The sequence below is a fragment of the Blautia sp. AM28-27 genome (genome assembly GCF_003480905.1).
Taxonomy (GTDB): domain Bacteria; phylum Bacillota; class Clostridia; order Lachnospirales; family Lachnospiraceae; genus Fusicatenibacter; species Fusicatenibacter saccharivorans.
The window spans coordinates 337,986-363,695 of sequence record NZ_QUJK01000002.1; the positions used below are offsets into that span (position 1 = coordinate 337,986).

Annotated in this window: 17 protein-coding genes; 15 read left to right on the plus strand and 2 right to left on the minus strand. The window is 45.6% G+C overall.

Annotation, left to right across the window (positions count from 1 at the left end; translation table 11 throughout):
• Position 1: 1 nt before the first annotated feature.
• The 5 genes from DW743_RS05755 to DW743_RS05780 all read left to right on the plus strand — a co-directional run bounded on the left by DW743_RS05755 (position 2) and on the right by DW743_RS05780 (position 9,905).
• A complete protein-coding gene (locus tag DW743_RS05755; RefSeq protein ID WP_117760834.1) occupies positions 2 to 1,399 on the plus strand; it encodes a hypothetical protein in 1,398 nt (465 codons plus the stop codon).
• Positions 1,400 to 1,406: 7 nt separating this feature from the next.
• Complete coding sequence (locus DW743_RS05760) at positions 1,407 to 3,932, plus strand: glycosyltransferase family 2 protein (protein WP_117760836.1); 2,526 nt, start codon at positions 1,407 to 1,409, stop codon at positions 3,930 to 3,932.
• A complete protein-coding gene (locus DW743_RS05765) occupies positions 3,932 to 6,376 on the plus strand; it encodes a glycosyltransferase family 2 protein (protein WP_117760838.1) in 2,445 nt (814 codons plus the stop codon). Before DW743_RS05760 ends, DW743_RS05765 begins: the two co-directional genes overlap by 1 nt.
• A gap of 23 nt (positions 6,377 to 6,399) precedes the next feature.
• Positions 6,400 to 7,830, plus strand: a complete 1,431-nt coding sequence (locus DW743_RS05770) for a glycosyltransferase family 39 protein (protein ID WP_158568540.1) — start codon at positions 6,400 to 6,402, stop codon at positions 7,828 to 7,830.
• Positions 7,831 to 8,018: 188 nt separating this feature from the next.
• Positions 8,019 to 9,905: a GBS Bsp-like repeat-containing protein gene (locus DW743_RS05780; RefSeq protein WP_117760842.1), complete on the plus strand. Its 1,887-nt coding sequence runs from the start codon at positions 8,019 to 8,021 to the stop codon at positions 9,903 to 9,905.
• Between the two features lie 186 nt (positions 9,906 to 10,091).
• On the opposite strand, the gene DW743_RS05785 is transcribed toward DW743_RS05780, so the two are convergent.
• On the minus strand, positions 10,092 to 11,342 hold the full coding sequence (locus DW743_RS05785) for a lipopolysaccharide biosynthesis protein (RefSeq protein ID WP_158568541.1): 1,251 nt from the start codon (positions 11,340 to 11,342) through the stop codon (positions 10,092 to 10,094).
• A gap of 119 nt (positions 11,343 to 11,461) precedes the next feature.
• Here DW743_RS05785 and DW743_RS05790 point away from each other — a divergent pair, with 119 nt between their 5' ends.
• From DW743_RS05790 to DW743_RS05805, 4 genes are all read left to right on the plus strand, one after another.
• A complete protein-coding gene (locus DW743_RS05790) occupies positions 11,462 to 13,414 on the plus strand; it encodes a DUF2142 domain-containing protein (RefSeq protein ID WP_147345091.1) in 1,953 nt (650 codons plus the stop codon).
• A gap of 142 nt (positions 13,415 to 13,556) precedes the next feature.
• Positions 13,557 to 14,363, plus strand: coding sequence for a glycosyltransferase family 2 protein (locus DW743_RS05795; protein ID WP_117760848.1), 807 nt, complete (start codon positions 13,557 to 13,559; stop codon positions 14,361 to 14,363).
• A complete protein-coding gene (locus tag DW743_RS05800; RefSeq protein ID WP_117760850.1) occupies positions 14,360 to 15,046 on the plus strand; it encodes a glycosyltransferase family 2 protein in 687 nt (228 codons plus the stop codon). The genes DW743_RS05795 and DW743_RS05800 overlap by 4 nt, the downstream gene beginning before the upstream one ends.
• 26 nt (positions 15,047 to 15,072) lie before the next feature.
• On the plus strand, positions 15,073 to 15,423 hold the full coding sequence (locus DW743_RS05805; RefSeq protein ID WP_117760852.1) for a DUF2304 domain-containing protein: 351 nt from the start codon (positions 15,073 to 15,075) through the stop codon (positions 15,421 to 15,423).
• 69 nt (positions 15,424 to 15,492) lie between these two features.
• Here the strand turns inward: DW743_RS05805 and DW743_RS05810 are convergent, their stop codons facing one another.
• Complete coding sequence (locus DW743_RS05810; RefSeq protein WP_158568542.1) at positions 15,493 to 16,794, minus strand: D-alanyl-D-alanine carboxypeptidase family protein; 1,302 nt, start codon at positions 16,792 to 16,794, stop codon at positions 15,493 to 15,495.
• Positions 16,795 to 17,042: 248 nt separating this feature from the next.
• Here DW743_RS05810 and DW743_RS05815 point away from each other — a divergent pair, with 248 nt between their 5' ends.
• The 6 genes from DW743_RS05815 (at position 17,043) to glmS (ending at position 25,608) form a co-directional block, all read left to right on the plus strand.
• Positions 17,043 to 18,878: a glycosyltransferase family 2 protein gene (locus tag DW743_RS05815; RefSeq protein ID WP_117760934.1), complete on the plus strand. Its 1,836-nt coding sequence runs from the start codon at positions 17,043 to 17,045 to the stop codon at positions 18,876 to 18,878.
• Positions 18,866 to 19,840, plus strand: a complete 975-nt coding sequence (locus tag DW743_RS05820; protein ID WP_117760856.1) for a glycosyltransferase family 2 protein — start codon at positions 18,866 to 18,868, stop codon at positions 19,838 to 19,840. Before DW743_RS05815 ends, DW743_RS05820 begins: the two co-directional genes overlap by 13 nt.
• 167 nt (positions 19,841 to 20,007) lie before the next feature.
• Positions 20,008 to 21,417 (plus strand): undecaprenyl-phosphate glucose phosphotransferase, encoded by a 1,410-nt coding sequence (locus DW743_RS05825; RefSeq protein ID WP_117760858.1) that lies wholly within the window; start codon positions 20,008 to 20,010, stop codon positions 21,415 to 21,417.
• A gap of 18 nt (positions 21,418 to 21,435) precedes the next feature.
• Positions 21,436 to 22,632: an LCP family protein gene (locus DW743_RS05830; RefSeq protein ID WP_117760860.1), complete on the plus strand. Its 1,197-nt coding sequence runs from the start codon at positions 21,436 to 21,438 to the stop codon at positions 22,630 to 22,632.
• A gap of 22 nt (positions 22,633 to 22,654) precedes the next feature.
• Positions 22,655 to 23,608 (plus strand): glycosyltransferase family 2 protein, encoded by a 954-nt coding sequence (locus DW743_RS05835; protein ID WP_117760862.1) that lies wholly within the window; start codon positions 22,655 to 22,657, stop codon positions 23,606 to 23,608.
• 173 nt (positions 23,609 to 23,781) lie between these two features.
• Positions 23,782 to 25,608 carry a glutamine--fructose-6-phosphate transaminase (isomerizing) gene (gene glmS, locus DW743_RS05840; RefSeq protein WP_117760864.1) on the plus strand — a complete coding sequence of 609 codons (1,827 nt, stop codon included), beginning with the start codon at positions 23,782 to 23,784 and terminating at the stop codon, positions 25,606 to 25,608.
• Positions 25,609 to 25,710: the final 102 nt, after the last annotated feature.

Consider the following 25,710-nt stretch of genomic DNA (forward strand, 5'->3'; position numbering starts at 1 on the left):
CATGAACCATACGACAGAAGAAATTCTTTATATCAAATATGCCAATGAAAGAAACCGGGAGTTTGCTGTACGGACGGAGATTTTAGAGAACATCGACGGAAAGCGCAGTGTGAAAAAAACGCCGCTGTACCCGGAGGGAAAGGCACATGTGGCAGGTCTTATGGAAAAGTACCGCAGACTGGAACCGGACTATGAAAAAGTGGGACTGTTCTGCAACCGGGCGGAAGCAGACGGCGAGTCGGTACGGCTGGAATACCTGATGGGTGAATCCATGGAAGAATATCTCGATGCGCTTCTGAACCGCAAAAAGAAGGAAGAGGCAGAAAAGCTGCTGAAACAGTACATCGAAAAGATCCAGGCACTGCCGGGACAGGAAAGCTTCTGTATGACAGAGGATTTTAAAGAAGTATTCGGGGATGCCAAAGGCCTGGAAACCATGGCATCTGTTTCCAATGCCAATATCGATATGGTCTGCCAGAATGTGATGATGGATGAGAACCGCTGGACGATGATTGACTACGAGTGGACCTTTTTCTTTCCGGTTCCGACGGCATTTCTCGTATATCGTGTACTGCATTACTATCTGGAGACACATGGAAAGCGCAGTGTCTTTAACAAGGAAGCAATGTATACCTGGGCTGGCATTACGAAGGAAGAGCGGGAAGTGTTTCATGAAATGGAGCAACATTTTCAGCGCCATCTGACCTCGGAGCATGTTCCGATGCGTGAAATGTACGGGGCGATCAGCCCGGGAACGTATCCGGTGCACCATCTGGTCACAAAGGAGCAGATTCGCAGAGGACAGGAACGGATGCAGGTTTTCTTTTCGGATGAAAAAGGATTCCGGGAGGAGAGAAGCGTTTATTATCGTCTGGAAAACGGAGAATTTCACGGAACGATCGAAATTCCGGAGCACACCGATGAGATTCGTCTGGATCCGTGCGACGGAATGGGGCTCTGCCAGATTGAGGAGCTTTCCTTTGATACGGGAACGATGGGAGAAATTGTGGTATCGGATGGAATCACAGGGGACGGAGAAGCGTATCTGATGAATGCACCGGATCCGCAGTTTTATCTCGGAAAAGTTCCAAAAGGGGCGAAAAAGCTGACGATTCATCTGCGTGTGGTGGTGACAGAGGCAGATTCTGTGAAAATTAATGAATTTGCTGGAAAACTGCTTGCGAATGGGGAAGAAAGGCTGAAAAAACAGAAAGAAAAACAGCAGCAGAAAGAGGCCAGATTGAAACAGGAAGCAGAAGAAAATTTCTCACGGCAGGCAGAAGAAATTGCCAGACTTCAGATGGAACTGGCACGGAAAACAGAAAAAATAGAACAGATGGAACAGACAAAGGTTTGGAAGTTGTACAGAAAGTATCGCACGATACGCGAAAGGAATTAATAGATTAATGGGAGTTATTTATTCATCGGTTGACGCAGAAGGATATACACCGGAAAAAAATGGTACTTTGACCTTAAGCGGATGGAGAGGTTCTGAGGATGTCGGAACGATTGAGATGATTTGCTTGGCAGACGAAACGGAAATTTCTACCGTGGAAATTTCAAACCACAAAAGAGAAGATGTATTTCAGATCTGCAAGACACTTTCGAAGGAAGACAGCAAGGTCGGATTTGAACTGACGATGACAGAGCTCAATCCGCTGATCGAGCAGCATCAGAATATCCGTGTCGTTTGCCGTCAGGGAAAGAAGGAAAAGACGGTATGGGAAAAGACGACAGCGGAGCTGAAAAAAGAAGTCGGAGAACGTACTCTGATTCGAAAGATCGATGATATTCGAAGACGGGGAAGCCAGATGGTAGTATCCGGCTGGATCATCGACTATCTGCAGGAAAACCGGATCAAAGTGCAGGATTGTCATGGAAAACCGATGCCGTACGAGATAAAACAGATGGCAAGACCAGATGTCTGCAAAGCGTATAATTTAACAGATATCAAGGCGTTTGGATTTGAAGTGGCTGTTGCACGCAAGGATCTTAAAAATCAGATGTTTACCGTTTGTTTTGAAAATGAAATCACGGTAAAAGAGACAACCATTGACGTGAAAAAATACGACTTTGAGAATTCTCCGAGAGGCCGTATGATGCAGACCTTAAGTCTGTCCCGAAGAAAAGAAAATAGGAAGATCATACGTGAAAAAGGATTTTCTTATTTTGTAAAATTTGTGCAGAATCAGATGGACGTGGAGCAGGATGACTACGAAACGTGGTTAAAGATGCATCAGCCAAATGCAAAAGAGCTGAAAAAACAGCGTAAAACAAAATTTGTGTATGAGCCAAAAATCAGCATCGTTATTCCGCTTTTTAATACGCCGATTCGTTATCTGGACGAACTGCTGGTATCTATCACATCCCAGACGTATGCAAACTGGGAACTCTGTCTGGCAGACGGAAGCACGAAAAAAGAGGTCGGTGACTTTATCCGCCAGAAATACGGAAAAGAAAAACGAATCCGTTACCAGAAGCTGGAAGAGAATAATGGAATTGCCGGAAATACAAATGCGGCGGTTGCTATGGCTACCGGTGACTATGTGATGCTGTGCGACCACGACGACCTGGTTGCAGTCGATGCACTGTACGAGATGGTATCCGTCCTGAACGAGGATTCATCTACCGATATCATTTACACCGACGAGGATAAGGTAAACAGCGACACGACTATGTATTTTTCTCCGAATTTTAAACCTGACTTTAACTTCGACTTCCTTCGTTCGATTAACTATATCTGCCATATATTCACGGTGCGTAAGACGATTCTCGACGAGGTTGGAGGATTCCGCGAAAACTTCGACGGAGCGCAGGATTTCGATTTTATTCTGCGGTGCTGTGAGAAGACAACAAAGATCGCGCATATTCCGAAGATTCTCTATCACTGGAGAAGCCATGAAAACTCCACAGCCGGAAATCCGGACAGCAAGCAGTATGCGATCGATGCCGGAAAGCGTGCGCTCGAAGAGCATTACGCCCGTCTCGGTATTGATGCCGAGGTACGCTATACGGGTATTTTCATCATGTTTGAGTCTGTGTTAAAGGTGAAAGACAATCCGAAGGTATCGATCCTGATCCCGAGCAAGGATCACGTTGAGGATCTGGACAAATGCATTACATCGATCGAGGAGAAATCAACCTGGAAGAATTTTGAGATCATTGTCATTGAAAACAACAGTACCGAACAGGATACCTTCGCCTATTATGACCAGATCCAGCTCCGCTATCCGAATGTACAGGTGGTTTACTGGAAGAAGGGCTTCAACTATTCTGCGATCAATAATTACGGTGCATCGTTTGCAACCGGCGATTACTATGTTCTGATGAACAACGATATCGAAGTGATCACACCGCAGTGGATGGAATATATGCTGGGCTATTGCCAGAGAGAGAATACCGGAATTGTCGGCGCAAAATTGTATTACCCGGACGACACGGTACAACACTGCGGTGTTGTTATCGGTATGGGCGGCTTTGCCGGTCATATCCTGACGAGAACGGAAAGAAAAGACAGCGAGCATTCCGGAAGACTGAAAGCGATCCAGGATATCAGCGCTGTGACGGCTGCCTGCCTGATGATCAAGAAAACTACGTTCGATGCAATTGGAGGACTCGATGAGGAGTTTCAGGTAGCGCTGAACGACGTAGATCTCTGCCTGAAGGTACGAGCACACGGAGAACTGGTGGTAGAGAATCCGATGGTGGAAATGTATCATTACGAGTCAAAATCTCGCGGAATGGAAGACAGCAAAGAGAAACACGAGCGCTTTAAACGGGAGATTGCGAGATTCCGCACAAAATGGGCAGATATTCTGGAAAAAGGAGACCCTTATTATAACCCGAACCTGACCCTGATGTACGATGACTGCAGAGTCCGTGGAAAACACGAGCACTTTGATATTATCGATGAGATTGAAGGAGGACACTGATGGCCGAGGATATTTTTGAGGTAAAAAGAGAACGGTTTGATCTGCTGCGTCCGGAGATTTATTTATTACAGGGAACGTGGCCGGAGGGCTACCGTGTGGAAGCATATCTGAAAAAACAGCAGATCTCCGGTGAGGTAATGCCGTGGGATTATGTGAGTGTACTTGAACGTGCTGTGGCGCATGAGCATGAGGGAACAAAAAGGGTAACGGTAAGCCTTACCATGCCGAAAAAAATCGAGCCGTCCGGAAAACTGGTCATCTATGCAACACGCGGCGGCAAGAAGATCAAGTGGTTTGAGATCGGGGCGAAAGAACTGGCCCGTCGTCAGAACAGCCCGTATTTTTACATCGATGAGCAGAAAACACTCCGGGATGAAGAAATCTGCAGAGTCCGCGGCTGGGTGGTATCGGATCAGCCAGTCAAAATCGCAGTTTACGATGAAAAGAAGAAGAGAATCTTCTGTGAGATCCAGCGGAACAAGCGAATGGATGTTGCGGAGATGATTACGGAGACTGAGGTAGATCCGAAATGTGGTTTCTATATGGAGGTTCCGATCAAGGGGAAAAATGTGATTAATCTTGTGTTCCGTGCCGGTCAAAAACAGGCCGTTTATTCGATTGGTCAGCGACCGGAGATGATCGCAGCCGAGAAGGTGAAAAAATATGTTAAAACAGGCCGCCGTTATCTGCAGAACCATGGCTCGGAGGAGCTGATGGAAAAGGTGCTTCATAAAATTAAGAGCCTGCGTCATGCACCGATCGATTACGCAAAATGGCTTCCGAAGCACCTGCCGGACAAAGTGGAACTGGAACACCAGAGAAAGACAAAATTCGCAAGAGAACCGAAATTCAGCATCATTGTGCCGCTGTACAAGACCCCGGTGAAATATCTGGAGCAGATGGTACAGTCGGTAAAACAGCAGACGTATCCGAACTGGGAGCTGGTGCTCTCGGACGGAAGCGGAAAGGATTCTCCGTTAAAAGGAGTGCTGGCGCGCATAGCAGCTGAGGAGCCGCGTATCCGTGTGGTGGAAAATGAAAAAGCGTTGCAGATTTCCGAGAATACAAATGCAGCGATGAAACAGGCAGCCGGTGATTACTTTGTCTTTATGGATCATGACGATATGCTGACAGAGCATGCACTCTTTGAGTGTGCCGCCGTTATCAATGAGACACCGGAGACGGAGGTGATCTATTCCGATGAGGATAAGATGTCGATGGATGGACATAAGTTCTTCCAGCCGCATTTCAAACCGGATTTCAATCAGGATCTGCTCTGCACAGTCAATTATATCTGCCACCTTTTCGTGGCAAAAAGAGAGCTGGTGGAAAAGGTCGGTATGCTTCGCAGCGAATTTGACGGAGCACAGGATTATGATTTTATCTTCCGATGTACAGAAGAAGCAGAAAAGATCTGTCATATTCCAAAGATTTTATATCACTGGAGATGCCACGAGGATTCCACAGCAGAAAATCCGGAGAGCAAGCAGTATGCGTTTGAAGCCGGAAGAAGAGCGATTGAGGCGCATTATCAGAGAAAAGGAATCCATGCAACGGTGGAGAACGGCGAGTTTCTCGGCCTGTATCGGACGAAATATATTCTCGATGAAAAGCCGCTGATCTCGATTATCATTCCGAACAAAGACCACATCGATGATCTGGACCGCTGCGTACAGTCGATTTTGAAAAAATCCAGTTATCCGAATCTGGAGTTTATTATTGTGGAGAACAACAGTACGGAAGAGAAGACTTTTGCCTATTATGAAAAACTGCAGAAAGAGTGCAGCAAGGTTCAGGTATACTATTACAAAGGAGACTTCAATTATTCCAAAATCAACAATTTCGGTGTCCGGCACGCAAACGGAACGTATCTGCTGCTGTTGAATAATGACACAGAGATGATCAACGATGACTGCATCGAAGAAATGCTCGGCTACTGCAGCCGCAGTGATGTCGGAATTGTCGGTGCGAGACTGTACTACGAGGACGATACGATCCAGCATGCCGGTGTTGTCATCGGCTTTGGTGGAATTGCCGGTCACTGTTTTGTGCAGCAGCCAAGAGGAAACACAGGATACTGCCACCGGATTATCTGTGCACAGGATTACAGCGCGGTAACAGCAGCGTGCATGATGGTAAAACGGAGCGTCTTTGAAGAGGTCGGCGGACTGACCGAGGAGTTGGCGGTAGCATTTAATGATATTGACTTCTGCATGAAGGTACGGCAGAAGGGATATCTTGTTGTGTACAATCCTTATGCAGAGCTGTACCACTATGAATCAAAGTCAAGAGGTCTTGAGGATACACCGGAAAAACAGGAACGTTTCCATAAAGAAATCCGAACTTTTGAGACAAGATGGCCGGAGATTTTGAAAAACGGAGATCCGTATTACAATCCGAATTTATCTCTGGAGACGCAGAATTTCTCTCTGAAACGCCTGTAATACCCGAAAAGGAAAGAAATAGAATGAAACAAAATACAAAGAAACAGGAAAAACGGTTGGAAGCCATTTTCCTTCTGGCGGTTTTCCTTACTATCCTGATGTGGGCGCTGGTGCAGCCCTTTAATGTATCGCCGGATGAAGCCATGCGATATCAGATTGTGGATTACATTATGCGCCACGGAAAACTCCCGGTAGGCTATGATGCGGAGATACGAGATCCGAACTGGGGATTTTCCTATGCTTTTTATCCGATTACGACGTATATTGCAGGAGCGGTCTTTGGAAAAATTGCAATACTGTTTTCAAGTTCCGGAATGGCACCGATTTACGGTGCGCGGCTGGTTAATGTGATTTTCGGAACGATCACCGCAGGGCTGAACCTCAGGATCGGAAAAATGCTGTTCGAGAAACGAATGGCATGGTTTTACACGATTCTGATCTGCTTTCTGCCCGGCACGATTTTCTTTAACTCCTACGTCAATATGGATGCGCTGGGACTGTGCGCTTCCTCATGGATCGTTCTTTGCTGGTGTAAAGTGGTCAAAAACGGCTGGAGCGTGAAGCTTTGTGTGGAGCTGGGAGCAGCGATTTCTCTCTGCGCGCTGTCGTACTTTAATGCCTACGGCTATATTCTGTGCAGTATCCTGTTTTTTGGCGCAACGATTTTGCTTTGCGGAAGAAAAAAATGGGATGTAAAACGGATGATTCAGCTTGGACTTGTCGTGACAGCCGTTGTTGCCGTGCTGGCCGGCTGGTGGTTTATCCGGAATGCGATTCTGTATGACGGAGATTTTATCGGACGGAGCGCCTGCGCAAAATACGGTGCAATGTATGCGGCGCCGGGCTTCACGGAGGATACCAAGATTCTTCCCAAAAATATGGACATGACGATCTGGGATATGTACATGTGGATTCCGGGAAAATGGCAATACAACTGGCTAGTTACGGTACTGGTCAGCTTTATCGGTGTTTTCGGTTATATGAATGTATTCCTGGCCAAAATCTGGTACAAGATCTATATTCTTGGATTCGGAATCGGCATCCTGGCCTCTGTTCCTCTCTGGAAAAAAATGCTGTGGATCAGAAAGAAAGAAGAAACCGTGGTTCGTACAGAGGAAACAGAAGAGGAAACCATCACATATCTGGTGGTGAAAAAAGAAAAACGGTGGAGCCGGGAAGCAATGTTCCATCTTTCCATGGCAATCGCAATGGTGATTCCGTTTATTCTGCTGACCATTTATGCCTATTCTTCTGACTTTCAGGCGCAGGGACGCTACATTTTGCCGATGATTCTTCCGTTTATGTATCTGATTACAAAGGGAATGGATGCACTGCTGAAATGTCTGATCAGGAAAGAAATGATACGGAAATGGATCGTGCGGATCGTGGAAGGACTTTATATTGCCTCCGCATATGCCGTTTATTTCTTTGTTTTCCTGCCATTATATCATTAGAAGAAACGAAAAAAGACAGACTTTTGGAAATGATTTCCGGGGTCTGTCTTTTTTTTGTTAAAGAAAAGCCTGGAAAATGTAAGAAAAATGTAAAAAAATATTGCAATGCAGGGGAAATCTGTGCTATCGTAGAAAAGAACGTGTAAATCGAACAGAAAAACAGAAAGGAAGCGTGAGAATAAGGCAACATGGAAACACAAGAAGAAAAGAAACCGAAGAAAGCGATTCAGGTACTGAAAAAAACGGGAATTGTAGTACAGTATGTCATCGTATTTCTGGCCATCCTGATCACATCCAGTATTCGGTGGATGTTTCGGACGTGGACAAGCCTGAATATGAATGAGCTGATGTTTCACCTGCAGTCACCGGTAGAAGGAACCGACACGGGAATCATCAAAAGCTATATCGTATCCTGCCTGCTGGTTTCGGTTGTACTGACCGCAGTTCTGGTTTTTCTTTACATAAAAATCAAAAACAGACGGCGCATTGTTCTGGGAATCAGCCTGGGCTGTATGATCTGCATTGCAGCTGTTACGATTAGATATATGTGGGAACGTCTTGGAATCACAGCCTATGCAAAAAACCAGACAACAAGTTCCAGATTCATCGAGGATAATTACGTAGATCCCAATTCGGTTTCGCTGACATTTCCGGAGAAAAAGAGAAACCTGATCTATATTTTTCTGGAATCGATGGAAAATACCTATTCCTCGGAGGAATACGGCGGAGCTTTTCCGGAAAATACGATTCCGGAGCTGACAGAGCTTTCCCTCGAAAATGAAAATTTTTCCGGCGATCAGGAAACCTTAAACGGAGGGGTTCCGCTGACGGGAGCAACCTGGACGGTGGGGGCGATGTTTGCGCAGACTTCCGGCCTTCCGTTAAAGATTCCGATTGAAGGAAACTCTATGGATACGCAGAAAGAATTCTTCCCAGGTCTTACGACACTTGGAGATATCCTCGATGATGCCGGATACGACCAGACGCTTCTGATCGGATCCGATGGTACATTCGGCGGAAGAAAGCTGTACTTTGAAGAACATGGAAATTATGACGTAATGGATTATAATTACTGCGAACAAAACGGGCTGATTCCGGAGGGATACCGTGTATTCTGGGGATTTGAGGATAAAAAGCTGTTTGATATTGCAAAAGATACCCTGAAAGAGAAAGCAGCATCCGATGAACCGTTCAACCTCACGATGCTGACGGTCGATACCCATTTTGAGGATGGCTATGTGTGCGACGAGTGTGACGACACATTTGGTGAAAATCAGTATGCAAACGTCATGGCGTGCTCAAGCAGACGCGTGGCAGAGTTTGTGAAGTGGGTGCAGAGCCAGGATTTCTATGAGAATACAACGATCGTAATTTCCGGAGATCATCTGACGATGGACAGTGATTTCTGCGAGGATGTGCCGGATACGTATGAGAGAAAAGTCTTTACGACGTATATCAATGCGCCAGTGCAGCCGACCGACACCACGAAATACCGGGAATATTCTACCTTTGATCAGTTCCCGACAACGCTGGCAGCACTTGGCGTTTCTATCGAGGGAAACCATTTGGGTCTTGGAACCAATCTGTTTTCGAGTGAAATTACGCTGATTGAAAAATATGACAAAAATGTAGTAGATGATGAGCTGGAAAAACAGTCTGACTTTATGGATGAGATGACGAAGAACATCAAACAGGTAAAGAAAGAAGAAACATCGGATAACGATGATACGACAGAGGAAACAGAACAGACAGAACAGACAGAAACGCAGGATCAGCCACTGGCTGAGATTGAGGTAACGCCATACGATTACCACAAGGGCTACTATACCATCACCGTACAGAATATTGTGCCGGATGATGTCCACACCGTGCGGTGTGCCATCTGGCAGGAAGAAGACCAGAGCGATCTGATCTGGTATGAGGCAGAGCACGAGTCAGATAATACGTATGTTGTAAACAGCATGGCGAGAGATTTCGGCTATCGGCCGGGAGAGTATCAGATCCATGTTTACGGTGTTACAGATGAAGGAGATCCTGTTTTGCTGGGAAGCTCGATGGGAGAAATTGTAAAATAAAAAGAGGCGGTCGCTCTTATGATCTGATATGCTCCCTTCCGGGAAGACAAGTAATAGAATAAAAACTTGTTACCCGGGAGGGAGCATATCCATTTTTGACGGCAGAAAAATTTTACCGGCAGAGGAAGTTTGTGCTTTTTTGATGGCCTGTTTGGCAGGAGAGGTTCACATTTTCGGAACGCTTTGTCAGGAACATCTTTCTTTCCGGTAATAGAAGAGGATGAACAAAAGAAAAATCAGAAACAGGATAGCGTCCGAACATGTATAGGCAAGTGCGGTGCCCATCAGTCCCATGCTTTTTACGAGAACCGGGGAGAGTACAGTGGCAAAAAGGCTGGCAAGACCAAAGCCCCAGAGCATAGCATATTGATGACGCATGATGGTAAGAATTACCTGGTCGATCACGGCAAGGGCAAAGAAACCGCCGCCGATCAGAAGTACATCCAGAACGGCAGAATACGAATTCAAATTCACACCGAAAACAAGAGAGAGAACCGGGCAGCCAAGAATTGCGCCACCAAGAAGGATCACAAGAGAGATTCCAAGTGCGGCAAGATGCATCAGAAAACAGTATTTTAAAAAGGCCTGATTTTTTTTCTGTTCCCAGAGAACCGTGAGCTTTACCAGCACCGGCTGAAGAACGAAGCCCACCAGCAGGTTGATGACAAAGCATGGCATGAAAAGATAGGTGTAATATGCCTGCATTGTACTGCTCAGGTACGAGTCAATCGCATATTTCGGTGCATTTCCAAGATAGATCAGCAGAAAAGCGCCGAGGCAGAGCGGGAAGCATTCCACCAGAAGGCGACCGATCGAAGCCATGGAAAAGGAGCGGACGGAAAAAGAAAAGGCATCTTTTGTAAGGAGCAGAAGAAAAACCAGCATCAGCACCGAGACCAGAATGGAAGCGAGGATGGCTGTCATAACATTTCCGGAAATCAGCAAAACGACAAGAAAAGCGGTGCAGTACGCAAAAACACGCAGGAAAAGAAGCTTTCCGCTGATATCAAGACGTCCGTTCCGCTGGAAGAAGCCTCCGTATAAATCATCCACTGCGTCAGTTACCTTCAGAAGGCATAAGAAGACAACAATCAGTGCCTTTTCCGGATAATAGCCCTTGACGATGACAAACAGAATCGAGATGATCATCATGGCAGTGCTTGTCAGAATACGGGAACCCAGATAAGTGCCAAATGCGTATTTGTCTTTGATGTCTGTTGACTGAAAGTTGCGCATGCCGTAGTTTCCGATACAGAGCATCATTTGTGCAGTGGAAAATCCGAGCGAAAAAATACCGGCGTCCTCGGTGCCGGCGATTCTGGTGACAAACAGCAAAAGAATAATGGAGACGACCGAGTTCAGACCGCTGGCCATCAGATTCCAGAAGACAGCAGCTTTTTCCGTCCCGCTTTTCGGGTATAATAGAAATTTTTTCATATGAAAATCTCCTGTGAAGTTGTTTTTGATATCATCTGGCATTTTAACATATCCGGTGTGCAAAGTAAATACAGGAAAGTTGTGATGGAACATTATTGACTACTTTGCATGGGCATGATATGCTAAAAAGCGATTACACGATTAAGGAAAGGAAGGCAGATGAACAGGTGAAGGTTCAAAAAGGAAGGCTGATAAAGGAAATTATTATTGTACTGCTGTGTATGGTTCTTGGAAGTACATTAATAGAACTGGGGGCGAATATCAGATCCATTGGAAAGGGAAAACAAAGTACAGTAATTCCAGATGAAAGTATAACATTAGAAGGCTTTGCCAGCGAGGGCGGTGGATATTATTTACAAAGTGGTGAGGGAGTATTAAGATGCGAGTTAAATGGTGAATATCTTAAAAAGTTCATCTATGATTTCGATAGCAAAGATTTAGTTGATGCTAAGATTACGGTCGGATACGATAATTCGATGGGAAAAGAAGAAACCATAACAATAGAGGACAAAAATCCGATTTTGCTGACCAGATCTGTTGTGAATGTTGGGAAAAAGGCAAAGTGGATTCAGATCTCGTTGTCAAATATTGAAAGCGGATTCTTTATCAGAAATATAGAAGTAAGCAATTCGTTTGAGCTGAATAAATATAGAGTTTTCAGCAGTAATATTCTGATTCTGGGAATTTGTCTGCTCGTTATTTTTAGAAAAAAAATAGGAAAAGAAATAGAGTATGGGTTTGCTATTATAGCATTAGCTCTTGGAATTGTTTTTGTGATTTCTATTCCGACAAATAAAATCGGATGGGATGAAGAAACACATTTCAAACGGGCGTATGAGATGTCTTTATATCCGGGGGAAGAACAGGTTTCAAGCGAAATAGCAGCTCAGTTCCGCGCAGATACCGTTTATAACTATCCATATTTTCAGCCGCAGTCCTATGAGGAAAAGCAGAATCTGAATGGGCTTATGAATTATTATTATCAGGATGGTGATCATGCAGTAACAGTAAAAGGCAAACTGTGTGGAGTATACACGCCGGGACTGGTACTGCAGGCACTGGCAATGAAAATTGCACGGGCGATGGGAATGCCGTTTGACTGTATTTTTCTGGCTGGAAGATTTGCGGAATTGCTGCTTTATGTTTTTGTTATGTTTTTTACGATCAGGATCATTCCAATGGGAAAAAGAGTACTAACTTTTATTTCACTTACTCCAACATCGCTTTTTCTGGCTGTGACTTACACGTATGATACAGTTGTTTTCTGTTTTATTTCGCTGGCGTTTGCAATTATGATGAGGGAATGGCTGGTTGAAAAAGAAAATGTGAATATGAAACGGATGTTTCTTGCGAATGTATTTCTGATCATTGGATGTCTGCCGAAAGCGATTTATGCACCGGTAGCTCTGATCCAGACATTAATTCCGACAAAACGATATGAAAATAAGAAAAAGAGAAATCAGATGATGGTGGTGGCAGGTATTGTGTTCCTGCTTTTACTGGCATCGTTTGTTATCCCGCAGATGTTAAATCCGAGTGCGATGGAAGACGTAAGAGGGGGAGCAAATGTGGATTCCGGCCAGCAGATGAGTCTGATTTTGACGCATCCGTTTGCATATGCAGGGATTGTATTAAAGAACATTTGGACCAGTTTTGCAGATTATGCTTTTGCAGAAGCATGTTACAGACTTCTGGGCCATCTGGAGCCGGCACCGTTTCGGTATCTTATTCCAATTCTGGTGGTCTTTCTGATTGCAACAGACTATACAGAAAAACTGAACAGGAAGATAAACTGGAAACAGAAAACGGGAATCTTAATTTTCATTGGAATGTCAGTGGTTCTTATCTGGACGGCACTGTACGTTGCGTTTACTGCGCTGGGAAGTACCAGTATAGGTGGAGTTCAGGGAAGATACTACAGACCATTACTATGGATGCTGTATCTGGTTTGCAGCAGTAATTTCGTTGAAATAAAGGCATCGAACAGACAGTATAATCGCTTTGTGTTAGGAGCAGGTATGCTGGTCTCGGGAGTTACGATCTGGCGGATTTTTCATATGTTCTGCATTTGAGAGATCATAAATCAGGGGGAGGGGAACAGGTAACCTCCCTCTGTTTATGCTATTTGGAAATATGGGGATTCTTGACAAAATCAGAAAAATACGTTAAAGTATGCAAAGAGTTAATGAAAAAAATAATGTGAGGGTAGTTTTTATGCAGTATAAAGGATCAGATCATACACTTGTTATTTGCGCTTACAAAGAAAGTCCGTTTCTTGAGGAGTGCATCGTGTCCCTGAAAAAACAAAACATACAGTCTCATATCATTCTTGTCACATCGACGCCGAATTCGCTGATACAATCACTGACAGACAAATATGAAATCCCATTTTACATTAACACGAAAGAAAAAGGAATTACACAGGACTGGAACTTTGGTATGGAGTGTGCCAGGACAAGCCTTGTCACAATTGCTCATCAGGATGATACGTATGAGCCGCAGTATGTAGAGACGATGCTACGTGAGGTCAACCGGGCAAAGCAGCCGCTTATTTTTTTCTCTAATTATGGGGAATTGCGTGAAGGAAAAAAGGTAGATGAAAATAAACTTTTGAAAGTAAAGCGTTTGATGCTGAAGCCGCTGGAGGTGTCCGCATTCTGGAACAGCATTTTTGTCCGCAGAAGAATTTTAGCGTTGGGCGCACCGATCTGCTGTCCCTCTGTGACATATGCAAAAAATAATCTGAAGCTCCCGGTATTTCAGGCAGGCTTTCGAAGCTGTGAAGACTGGGAAGCCTGGGAGAAACTTTCCAGAGAAAAGGGTTCGTTTGTGTACAGTAAGGAAATTCTGATGCACCACAGGATTCATGCGGGATCCGAAACATCTATTATTCTCGGGGATTCTGCCCGCAAAGCAGAGGATTATCAGATGTTCTGCAAATTCTGGCCGGAATTTCTGGCGAAAATCCTGGTCAGAATTTATTCCACAAGTGAAAAATCAAACGAATTGGAGAAAAAATGAAAAACCTGATTATTATTCCTGCCTACAATGAGCAGGAGAGCATTGAAAAAACGGTAGAAGACATCAAGGCAAATGCGCCGAGATTTGATTATATTGTGGTCAACGACTGCTCGAAAGACAATACGGGAAAGATTTGCAGAGAAAAGAAATACAATGTTATCAATCTGCCGGTTAATCTTGGAATTGGCGGTGCAGTACAGACCGGATATCGGTATGCCTGGAAGAACGGCTATGAAACAGCTGTGCAGGTGGACGGCGACGGACAGCACGATCCGAAGTTCCTGGAAATGATGCTGACATATCTGGAAAAGGAAAATGCCGATATGGTGATCGGATCCCGCTTTATTACCAAAGAAGGATTTCAGTCATCAGGGCTCCGACGCATGGGAATCCGGTATTTTACCTGGCTGATTCATCTGTTGACAGGAAAAACGATTACAGATCCGACTTCCGGTCTGCGCATGGTAAATCGTTCTGTGATCCAGCAATATGCATCCTGCTATCCGAAAGACTATCCGGAGCCGGAGAGCGTTGTAACAATCCTGAAAGAAGAGAAAAAAGTGAAGGAAGTTCCTGTCATCATGCGGGAGAGAGCCGGAGGTGTTTCATCGATTTCTCCAATGAAATCCATTTATTATATGATTAAAGTTACACTTGCGATTCTGATAGAAAAAATAAGATAAAAAGAAAATACAACGAGGAGGAAACTATGCAAGTTCGATTACAGATTGTATTTGGAGTTGTTCTGTTGCTGTTCATGATTGCGGTTGTGCACATGATTCGAAAAAGATACTTGGAAATTAAATATACACTTTCCTGGTTTATGACATTAGTGTTTTTGATGATTGTGGATGTTTTTCCTGGAATTCTTTCTTTTATAACAGCATGGGTTGGTGTAGAATTGCCATCGAATATGCTTTTTATTTTAGGCTTTTGCTTCTTGATGGGAATTGTATTAAATTTGACGGTGGAATTGTCAAAACTTTCTGTTCAGAATAAGACATTGATACAGGAAATGGGAATTATGGAAAAGAAAATTCGTCAATTGGAAGAAATTTGAAATACTTATATCGGTATGAAAAATCCCGGATTCACAATAGAGTCCGGGATTTTTCAAAGTCAAAAATTTTTATTTTCTGTGGTTTTTCCTGCGTCTGCGTTTCCGTTTCTTTCTGCTGCGCTGAATCACTGCAAAGATCAGAACCAGAATAGCGGCAGCATTCAGACCGAGCAGAATATAAAGCGGGGAAGAAAGGGAACCGGTGGAGGAAGCGTCATCTCTGTTGGCTTCCGGTGTCACGATTCCGGTTGGAGCTGTTTCGGAAGAAGAGGAGGAGCTGTCGGAAGAAGAGGCTTTTTTGGAAGAAACCTCTGCGGTTCCGATCGGATGGCCGTCGTAAAAATACTGACGGGTGAAGCTTTCCAATTCTGCGGCATCATCCGGGTCTGTGTAGGTAGCACTTTTTAGATTGGCATCTTTTGGAAGCGATATCGTTCCGGAAAGCGACTCCTTTTTGGTGTCTTTTAAGGTATGGTGCGTAAAATGCTGGAATCCGTAATCAAACAGAGAACGGGTGTCGGTAATATAATCGAGGTTATCGCACGTTAAAACAACGCAGATTAAAGTAACGTTATTTCTCTTTGCAGCAGTAACCAGGGTATTGTGTGCCTCATCGGTATAACCGGTTTTTCCTGCAAAAGCACCCTGATAGCCATAGGTAGGATCCTCCTGAAACAGCATAACATGATGATTCTGAAGCGGACGCGGAGAAGCGGTCATATTGGTCGGCGGAATCGTATAGGACAGATCGGATTCCACGCGGAGAAAGGTTTCGTTTTTAATTGCTTCCTGCATAATCAGGGCCATGTCGTGTGCTGTGGTATAATGATTCGGATCCGGCAGACCATTTGGATTGGTAAAGTGCGTATTTGTGCAGCCAAGTGCGGCAGCACGCTCATTCATCATGTCGGCAAATGCTTCCACGCTTCCGGCAATATCAATGGCAAGCTGGGTACAGACTTCGTTGGCAGAGGCAAGAAGAATGGCATGAAGCGCATCTTCTACGCTGATCGTTTCTCCAAGCTGAACGTTGATTCGGGCATTTCCCGGAATGGATTCGCTGACGGCCTGTTCTCCAAACGTGACCTGATCGGCAGGCTGTTTGTTTTCGGCGACAAGTAATGCAGTCATGACCTTTGTGATGCTCGCCGGATAGCGCTGCTCGTCCATGTTGGCGCCGAAAAGAATGGCGTTGGTGTCGGCATCCATCAGACAGGCGGCACCGGAATTGATGGCAGGGGCTTCCGGCCAGGCGACGGAAGGCTTCTGATCCGAAGCGGCGAGAAGCGGCTGTGCTGAAAAGACAGTCATAAAAACAAATGTGAGCAGCAGACACAGGAACGTGCGCACTGCATGGGATTTTCTGTACATAATCACTCCTTCTGATCCGGCAGGCCGGAGATTGCGTCCGGCGGCAGATCTTTCTAAAGATATAAGACACACTTTCTTCATTATAACATAAATCGAATAGGGAAGAAATACATAATTTCTTAATATTTTCAGTCGGGATTTGCAAAATGCAGTAAAATAGAGTATAATGCGAACGAGTTCATACGGAAAAAACAAAAAAACTGAAAAACAAAAAACAAAAACCCCAAGGAGTTAAAAAAGTGTCAGATATGAAATGGCTCCGTTTGATACGGAAACTGAAACCATATAACATACAAAAGGGACTGCGTTACTTAAAACATTACGGAGTAAAAGAATTTCTGATCCGTCTTTCGGAGCGGATGGAGCCGGAGGAAGTTCCATACGGGCCGTGGCGGGAGCAGTACTGTGTAAAAGAGGAGGATCTGGTACGTCAGAGAAATCACAGATTTTCCTGCAGTCCTAAAATCAGTGTCGTCGTTCCTGCTTACCGTACGCCGGAAGTTTTTCTCCGCCAGATGATAGAATCACTGGAACGGCAGAGCTATCCGAACTGGGAGCTGGTGATCGGAAATGCCAGCCCGGAGGACGAGACAATGGCGCGTGTGCTGAAAGAGTATACCGAAAAGGATACTCGCGTGAAAAATATTCTGATTCCGGAAAATATCGGTATTGCTGAGAATACGAACGCAGCGCTTGCTGCAGCGACAGGAGAGTTTGTCGGATTTATGGACCATGATGATCTGCTTTCTGCGGATGCGCTCTTTGAGATTGCGATCCGTCTGGAAAAGGATCCGTCCATTGATGTTTTTTATACCGATGAGGACAAGGTACGGACTGATCTTTCCGAATATTTCCAGCCGCATTTCAAACCGGATTTCAATCTGGATCTTTTGCGATCCAACAATTATATCTGTCATTTCTTTGCTGTACGTCGGAAAATTGCAGAAAAAACCGGTGGTCTCCGTCCGGAGTACAACGGTGCGCAGGATTATGATTTTATTTTCCGCTGTACGGAGATGGCGGGAAAGATCGTACACGTTCCGCGGGTACTGTACCACTGGAGAGTCCACAGTGCTTCTACGGCAGACAACCCGGCGAGCAAACTGTACGCGTACGAGGCGGGAAAAAAGGCGATCGAGGGCAATCTCCTTCGCTGTGGCGAGACGGGAACCGTTACACTGCGGTCGGATTACGGCTTTTATGATGTGGAGTATCAACTGCAGGGAACGCCTCTGGTTTCCATTCTGATTCCGAATAAGGATCAGGCCGATACCTTACGCACCTGTATAGAATCCATCCGGAAAAAATGTACGTATCCGACGTTCGAGATTCTTGTCATCGAGAATAACAGCACGGAGGAAGCAACGTTTTCGTATTACAAGGAGCTTGAAGCACAGGGGATCCGCGTTTTACAATATCCGAAACAGGGCTTTAACTATTCTGCGATCAATAATTTCGGCGTCCGGGAGGCGAAGGGAGAGTATCTCCTGTTTCTGAACAATGACATGGAAGTGATCACGCCGGATTTTATGGAAAAAATGGTATCCAATCTGCAGAGACCTCAGATCGGGGCGGTCGGCGCAAAGCTGTATTACCCGGACAATACGGTGCAGCATGCGGGTATCATCCTTGGCATCGGCGGTATCGCAGGTCATGCCTTTTTAGGGCTGGCACGTGGAAGAAGCGGCTATCTGCATAAGGCATCACTCCAGATGAATGTAAGCGCGGTGACGGCAGCATGCATGATGATGAAGAAGGAAGTATTTGAGAAGATCGGCGGCTTTGAGGAAGAACTGTCTGTCGCATTCAATGATGTAGATCTCTGCCTTCGGATCGGAAAAGCGGGCTATAAAATTGTATACAATCCGCACGTGGAGCTCTACCACTATGAATCAAAGTCCAGGGGAGCTGAAGACGATGAAAAAAAGGTACGCCGTTTCCAGTCGGAGATTGAGTTTATGCGCAGCCGCTGGATTGGGCTGTTAAAGGCAGGAGATCCCTGCTACAATCCAAATTTAACACTGGCATCGTGGAACTACGGACTGCGTGCCGACGGCAGGGGAGTAAAACCATGGACAAAGTAGCAGTTGTAATACCAAATTATAATGGGTACCGATATCTGGAGACATGCTTTGCAGCACTTGCAAAACAGACCTTTACCGAATTTACTACCTATTTTGTGGATAACGGTTCACAGGATGAAAGCTGTGCATTTGTGCGGGAGCATTATCCAAAGACAAAAATCATCCGGCTGGATGACAATTACGGCTTCAGCCGTGCGGTCAACGAAGGGATCAGCCGGTCAGAAGAGCCGTATGTGATTCTTCTGAACAATGATACGGAGGTGTTTCCTGATTTTATTGAACGGCTGTATGAGGGTATCAGCAGACGGAAAAATGCATTTGCATGCAGCGCAAAGCTGATTTCCTACCAGGAGCGTGATAAAATCGACGATGCCGGAAATTACTATAATATGCTTGGATGGGCGTTTGCCAGAGGAAAGGGAAAACCGGTCAGCGAGTTTGAAAAAGCAGACCGCATTTTCGCAGCCTGTGCCGGTGCGGCGATCTACCGTCGCGAATTTCTGGAAAAAACAGGACTTTTTGATGAAGAGCATTTTGCGTACCTTGAGGATACCGATATTGGCTACCGCGCGCGGCTCTTCGGATATGAGAACTGGTACGAGCCGGCGGCAAAGGTTTACCACGTTGGAAGCGGAACGAGCGGTTCACGGTATAATCTCTTTAAAATCCGCTATTCGTCCCGAAACAATATTTATCTGATCTATAAAAATATGCCGGTTCTGCAGATTCTGTTTAATCTGCCGGCTTTTGTCCTGGGCTTTACGGCAAAGCTGGTCTTCTTTGCATCGAAGGGATACGGAAAAGAGTATCTGGCAGGAATCAAAAATGGTTTTTCTATCTGCAGAAAACCGGAAAACAAAGCGAAAAAAATCCGTTTTTGCTGGAAACGCCTCGGTACGTATCTGGTGATTGAATGGGAACTGTTTCTCAATGTGTTCCGCAGATTTCTGGACCGTGCGTAAGACAGAACGCGCACGAGAAGGAGAACCAAAGATTACAAAATGGTTAAAAATTTTACAAAAATAATAAAATTGTTAGAAAAACAGGATTGCTCTTTTTTATAACTTATTGTATAGTTAACAATAAGGGAATTTTTAAGTTCCGAAAAAAACAGATAAGGTGAACAAATTTGATCAACGATAATCAGAAATATTTTGACCGGATGCATGTCCTGATCGATGCTGTTGTACTTGCACTTTCCTACGTACTTTCCTGGTACTGTTATGTAAGGCTCGGTGTTATGAATACGCATCCGGAAAGGGGAATTCTGCCGCCGGCGACGTATATGATGGCATTGCTCTATATCGTGCCAGGCTATCTGCTGCTTTACTATGCATTCAATCTCTATGCATCCAAACGTTTACAGGGAAGACGTCTGGAGTTTGCAAATATTTTAAAAGCGAATACGGTTGGATTTCTGGTCTGGCTGGCCATGCTTTACATGGTTCGCCAGGTGCACTTCTCCCGTGGTATGCTCTGCATTTTCTTTGTGTTAAACGTTTCTCTGGAAACGATCGTAAGAAATCTGATCCACTATATCTTAAGCAATATGTGGAAGCACGGCCGCAATCAGAAACAGATTCTGATGGTCGGCTACAGCCGTGCGACCGAGGAATATATTGACAGGATCATTGCCAATCCGGAGTGGGGCTATCTGGTCCGCGGAATTCTCGATGACCACGTGAAAGCCGGAACGATGTACCGCGGAGTTAAGGTACTTGGAAGAATCAATAATCTGTCGGTCATTCTGCCGGAAAACAAACTGGATGAAATTGCCATTACGCTTGGACTGAACGAATACTTCCGCCTGGAAGAAATTGTTGCCATGTGTGAAAAATCCGGTGTGCATACGCAGTTTGTACCGGATTATCACAACATCATTCCGACCAAGCCTTACACAGAGGATCTTCAAGGTCTTCCGGTTGTGAATATCCGTTACGTGCCGCTTTCCAATACATTCAATGCAATGCTGAAACGAATTGTAGATATTTTCGGCGCGTTGGTGGCAATTGTGCTGTTCTCACCGGTGATGCTGTTTTCCTGCATCATGATCAAGCTGACCTCACCGGGCCCGCTGATTTACCGTCAGACGCGCGTCGGCCTGCACAATAAGCCATTTGAAATGTATAAATTCCGTTCTATGGCGGTTCAGACGGAAGAAAAGGAAAAGAAGGCATGGACCGTGAAAAATGACCCACGTGTAACAGGGTTTGGAAAATTTATGCGTCATACCAGTATCGACGAGCTTCCGCAGCTCTTCAACATCTTAAAAGGCGATATGAGCCTGGTCGGACCGCGCCCGGAGCGCCCTTTCTTTGTGGAAAAATTCCGGGAGGAAATCCCGCGTTATATGGTAAAACATCAGGTGCGTCCCGGTCTTACGGGGTGGGCACAGGTGAATGGATACCGGGGAGACACTTCCATCCGAAAGCGTATTGACTGTGACCTGTATTACATTGAAAACTGGACACTGGGACTTGACTTTAAAATCCTGTTCCTGACCTTTTTCAAAGGGTTTGTGAACAAAAACGCTTACTAAAAGATAAGGGGAAAAAAGATGGCGAAGAAGAATTACAAAAAGAGCAGAAGATATAAAAAGATGCGCCGGAGAAAAATTATTTTTGGAATGGAGATCGCTGTACTGCTGATTCTTTCCGGGATTCTTTTTGTTTATGCGTGGATCAACCGTTCTATGGACAAGATGAACCAGGACACGCTGGACACCTCTCAGATTCAGATCAACAGTGAGGTCAAGGCAAATACCGATCTTTCGCAGCTGTCCGGTACACAGGTGATCGCGCTGGTCGGCGTGGACGCCAGAGGTGTGAAAGGGTCCGAGCTGGCAGAAAGCATGAACAGTGACACCATTATCCTCTGCTGTATTGATCACGACAAGCAGGAAATCCGTATGGTGTCGATTATGCGTGACAGCTGGATGAATATGGCGAAGTATACCGACGAATATTATGAGTTTGACAAAGCCAATTCCGCCTATAACCGCGGTGGCCCGGAGAGTATGCTTTCCATGCTGAATACCAATCTGGATCTTGCGCTGACCGATTATGTCACCGTAAACTTCAAGGCACTCGCCGATGCGATTGATGTTCTGGGCGGTCTCGATATTGAAATGTCAAATGCGGAATGTGTGCATGCAAACAATTACAACATGGAAGTATCCGAGGCACAGGGCGTGGAGTATGAAAAGATCCCATATGATGAGGAACTTGGGGATGACTACACGGAAGTTCGCCATGTCAGTGGTGCTCTTGCCACCTCCTACGCACGAATCCGTTACGGTGGCGGTGACGATGCAAAACGTACGAGCCGTCAGCGTATTGTGATTAACCTGATGGTACAGAAGATCAAACAGAATCCGACAAAAATTCCGGAAATTCTGGATAAGGTTATGGGAAATGTCAGCACCAGCCTCACTAAAAACGAAATTCTGGAGCTTGGTATGCATGCTGTCACGTATAAGATGGGAACCTCGTACGCATATCCGTTCCAGCTGTGCTACGGGGAAAACGTGGAAAATGCACTTGGCGTGGACGTTGTTATACCGGTTACGCTGGAGCACAACGTAAAAGAACTGCATGCGTATCTGTATCCGGAGCTTGGATACGATCCTTCGGCAGCCGTAACAGAGTACAGCGATTATATTGCAAGAAAGAGCGGCTATGATGAGACAATGATCGAATATGTGCTGAATCAGGGACCGGGCGCAGCAACAGATTCTGTGGTTGCAGGAGAATAAAACACAGGGAGAAGACGATAAAATGAGTCAATATACCGTTGATGTCATGATACCAACGTATAAACCAGGGCAGGAGTTCGCAGAGCTTCTGCCCCGCCTTTTGGAACAGACTTACCCGATCCGGTCGATCCGGGTTGTAAACACAGGGAAAAAGTTCTGGAACCCGGCGTGGGAGCAGTTATCGGATAAAATTATGGTAGAGCATATCCGGCCAAGCGAATTTGACCACGGCGGAACGAGAAGGGCGATGGCAGAAAGTTCAGATGCGGATCTTCTGCTTTTTATGACCCAGGATGCCATGCCGTACGATAATGCGTGCGTGGAACATCTGGTGGAAAAATTTTCACTGCCGCATGTGAAGGCGGCCTATGCGCGGCAGCTTCCGCGGGATGACTGCCGTACACTGGAACGGTTTACGAGAGGCTTTAACTATCCGGACGAGAGTGATATCAAGGATGCCGGTGATCTGCCAAAACTTGGTGTTAAGACTTTTTTCTGTTCCAATGTCTGTGCAATGTATGACCGCAGGACATATGAAGAGCTGGGTGGATTTGTAGAAAGCACCTTGTTTAACGAAGATATGATCTATGCCGGGCATCTTGTGCAGGCGGGCTATGCGATTGCCTATGCGGCAGATGCGAAGGTGGTACATTCCCACAATTACGGTTGTCTGGCACAGCTTCACCGCAATTTCGACCTCGGTGTATCCCAGGCACAGCATCCGGAGATCTTTGATGCGTATCCGTCTGAGAGTGAGGGAATCCGTATGGTGAAAAAATCGGCATCCTACGTCTGCGAAATTCATAAGCCGTGGCTGCTCGTCACGTTATTCTTTCAAAGCGGATTCAAATATGTGGGCTACTTCCTCGGAAAACGATACAAAAGCCTTCCGGACAGTGTAATCCGCTGGTGTACCTCAAACAAAACATGGTGGGAATATCACGGAAAGATACGAAAAAAACGAAATAGAAGATAAGTGAAAGTAAAAAACAAAAATAAAAAGATCTTGTAAGTAAATACGAAATGCTCCATAAGGTTGACAGAGAACGGAGCAGCGTGGTAAAAAAGTAAAGAACAAGAAATTAGAAGGCGGCATAACCTGAAAACAGAACAAGGGTGCCGCCTTTTACTGTTAGGAGGAAAAAATCTATGTGTGGAATTGTTGGATATATTGGAACCTGCCAGGCTGCCCCGGTGCTGCTGGACGGATTGTCAAAGCTGGAGTACCGCGGATACGATTCGGCCGGAATTGCTGTATACGATGGAAACAAAATTCAGATGCAGAAAGCAATGGGCCGTCTGAAGGTGCTTGAGGAAATGACACAAAATGGAGCGACACTTCCGGGTACCGTAGGAATCGGACATACGAGATGGGCAACGCATGGGGCACCTTCCGATCTGAATGCACATCCGCATTTCAATAAAGACCACTCGATTGTCGTTGTACACAATGGAATTATTGAGAATTATCTGAAATTAAAGAAAAAACTGATGTCCAAAGGATATGAGTTCCTTTCGGAGACAGATACCGAGGTAATTGCCCATATGCTGGATTACTATTATAACGGCGATCCGCTTGCAACGATCACAAAGGTTATGCACCGTATGGAGGGATCGTATGCACTGGGTATCCTGTTCCGCGACCATCCGGATGAGGTGTATGCGGTCCGTAAAGACAGCCCGCTGATCGTTGGTACAAGTAAGAGCGGAAACCTGATTGCATCCGACGTTCCGGCTGTACTGAAATATACAAGAGATGTCTATTTTCTGGAAAATGAGGAGATTGTCAAGCTGACCCGAGACGGCCTTCATTTTTACAATATCGATGAGGAGGAGCTGCAAAAGGAGCCTACGCACATCGAATGGGATATGAATGCCGCAGAGAAAGGCGGCTATGAGCATTTTATGCTGAAAGAGATGCATGAGCAGCCAAAAGCCGTAAAAGATACGCTGACCCCACGCATCAAGAATGGTGACGTAGTGATCGAGGAGCTTGGCATGACGGACGAAGAGATCCGTACAATCAGCAAGATCTTTATCGTTGCCTGCGGTTCCGCATACCACACCGGTGTAACCGCAAAATACATCTTCGAAAAGCTGGCAAGAATCCCGGTTGAGGTAGATCTGGCAAGCGAATTCCGCTACTGTGATCCGATTCTGCCGGAAAATACGCTCGTGGTCATCGTCAGCCAGTCGGGTGAGACGGCCGATACCCTCGCGGCTCTCCGCCTTGCAAAAGAAAAGGGCGTGCGTACCCTTGGCATCGTAAACGTAGTTGGAAGTTCGATTGCAAGAGAGGCAGACAATGTCATGTACACCTGGGCCGGTCCGGAGATCGCTGTTGCGACAACGAAAGCGTACAGCACACAGCTTATCGCGCAGTATCTTCTGGCGATGAAGTTTGCCAAAGTACGCGGAACCGTTTCACAGAATGACTTCGATGCAATGATCCAGAGCCTTGAGCGCCTGCCGGAGCAGATTTCCCTGCTGCTGTCCCACAAGGAGAACGTACAGCGTTTTGCCAACCGTTATCTTGCGGCAGAACACGTCTTTTTCATCGGACGCGGCATCGACTATGCAATCTCGATGGAGGGCTCCCTGAAGCTGAAAGAGATTTCCTACATCCATTCCGAGGCGTATGCAGCCGGTGAGCTGAAACACGGAACCATTTCCCTGATTGAGGACGGACGCCTTGTCGTAGCCGTGCTGACCCAGCCGGAGCTCTACAAGAAAACGATCAGCAATATTCAGGAAGTGAAGACACGAGGCGCGTTTGTCATGGCGGTAACGACCGTTGGCAATACAGAAGTGGAAAAAGTAGCCGACTACGTAGTTTACCTGCCGGAGACAAATCCGATTTTTGCAAACTCCCTGGCGATCATTCCGCTGCAGCTCTTTGGCTACTACGTATCGATCGGCAGAGGCCTCGATGTGGATAAACCGAGAAACTTGGCGAAATCCGTTACGGTAGAATAAAAACCGCAGCATAAAATTCCTCTTTTTTCAAAATTATCACAGTTTCAACACAATTCTAACGTACAATAGGCAGTAGAAAATGAAGAAAGAAATAAGAGCACT

Coding starts and splice junctions, on each gene's coding strand:
- DW743_RS05780 (WP_117760842.1), top strand. CDS start 8,019: ATGGAAACACAAGAAGAAAAGAAACCGAAGAAAGCGATTCAGGTACTG.
- DW743_RS05770 (WP_158568540.1), top strand. CDS start 6,400: ATGAAACAAAATACAAAGAAACAGGAAAAACGGTTGGAAGCCATTTTC.
- DW743_RS05755 (WP_117760834.1), top strand. CDS start 2: ATGAACCATACGACAGAAGAAATTCTTTATATCAAATATGCCAATGAA.
- DW743_RS05795 (WP_117760848.1), top strand. CDS start 13,557: ATGCAGTATAAAGGATCAGATCATACACTTGTTATTTGCGCTTACAAA.
- DW743_RS05760 (WP_117760836.1), top strand. CDS start 1,407: ATGGGAGTTATTTATTCATCGGTTGACGCAGAAGGATATACACCGGAA.
- DW743_RS05805 (WP_117760852.1), top strand. CDS start 15,073: ATGCAAGTTCGATTACAGATTGTATTTGGAGTTGTTCTGTTGCTGTTC.
- DW743_RS05785 (WP_158568541.1), bottom strand. CDS start 11,342: ATGAAAAAATTTCTATTATACCCGAAAAGCGGGACGGAAAAAGCTGCT.
- DW743_RS05765 (WP_117760838.1), top strand. CDS start 3,932: ATGGCCGAGGATATTTTTGAGGTAAAAAGAGAACGGTTTGATCTGCTG.
- DW743_RS05790 (WP_147345091.1), top strand. CDS start 11,462: ATGCTAAAAAGCGATTACACGATTAAGGAAAGGAAGGCAGATGAACAG.
- DW743_RS05830 (WP_117760860.1), top strand. CDS start 21,436: ATGGCGAAGAAGAATTACAAAAAGAGCAGAAGATATAAAAAGATGCGC.
- DW743_RS05800 (WP_117760850.1), top strand. CDS start 14,360: ATGAAAAACCTGATTATTATTCCTGCCTACAATGAGCAGGAGAGCATT.
- DW743_RS05815 (WP_117760934.1), top strand. CDS start 17,043: ATGAAATGGCTCCGTTTGATACGGAAACTGAAACCATATAACATACAA.
- DW743_RS05835 (WP_117760862.1), top strand. CDS start 22,655: ATGAGTCAATATACCGTTGATGTCATGATACCAACGTATAAACCAGGG.
- DW743_RS05810 (WP_158568542.1), bottom strand. CDS start 16,794: ATGTACAGAAAATCCCATGCAGTGCGCACGTTCCTGTGTCTGCTGCTC.
- glmS (WP_117760864.1), top strand. CDS start 23,782: ATGTGTGGAATTGTTGGATATATTGGAACCTGCCAGGCTGCCCCGGTG.
- DW743_RS05820 (WP_117760856.1), top strand. CDS start 18,866: ATGGACAAAGTAGCAGTTGTAATACCAAATTATAATGGGTACCGATAT.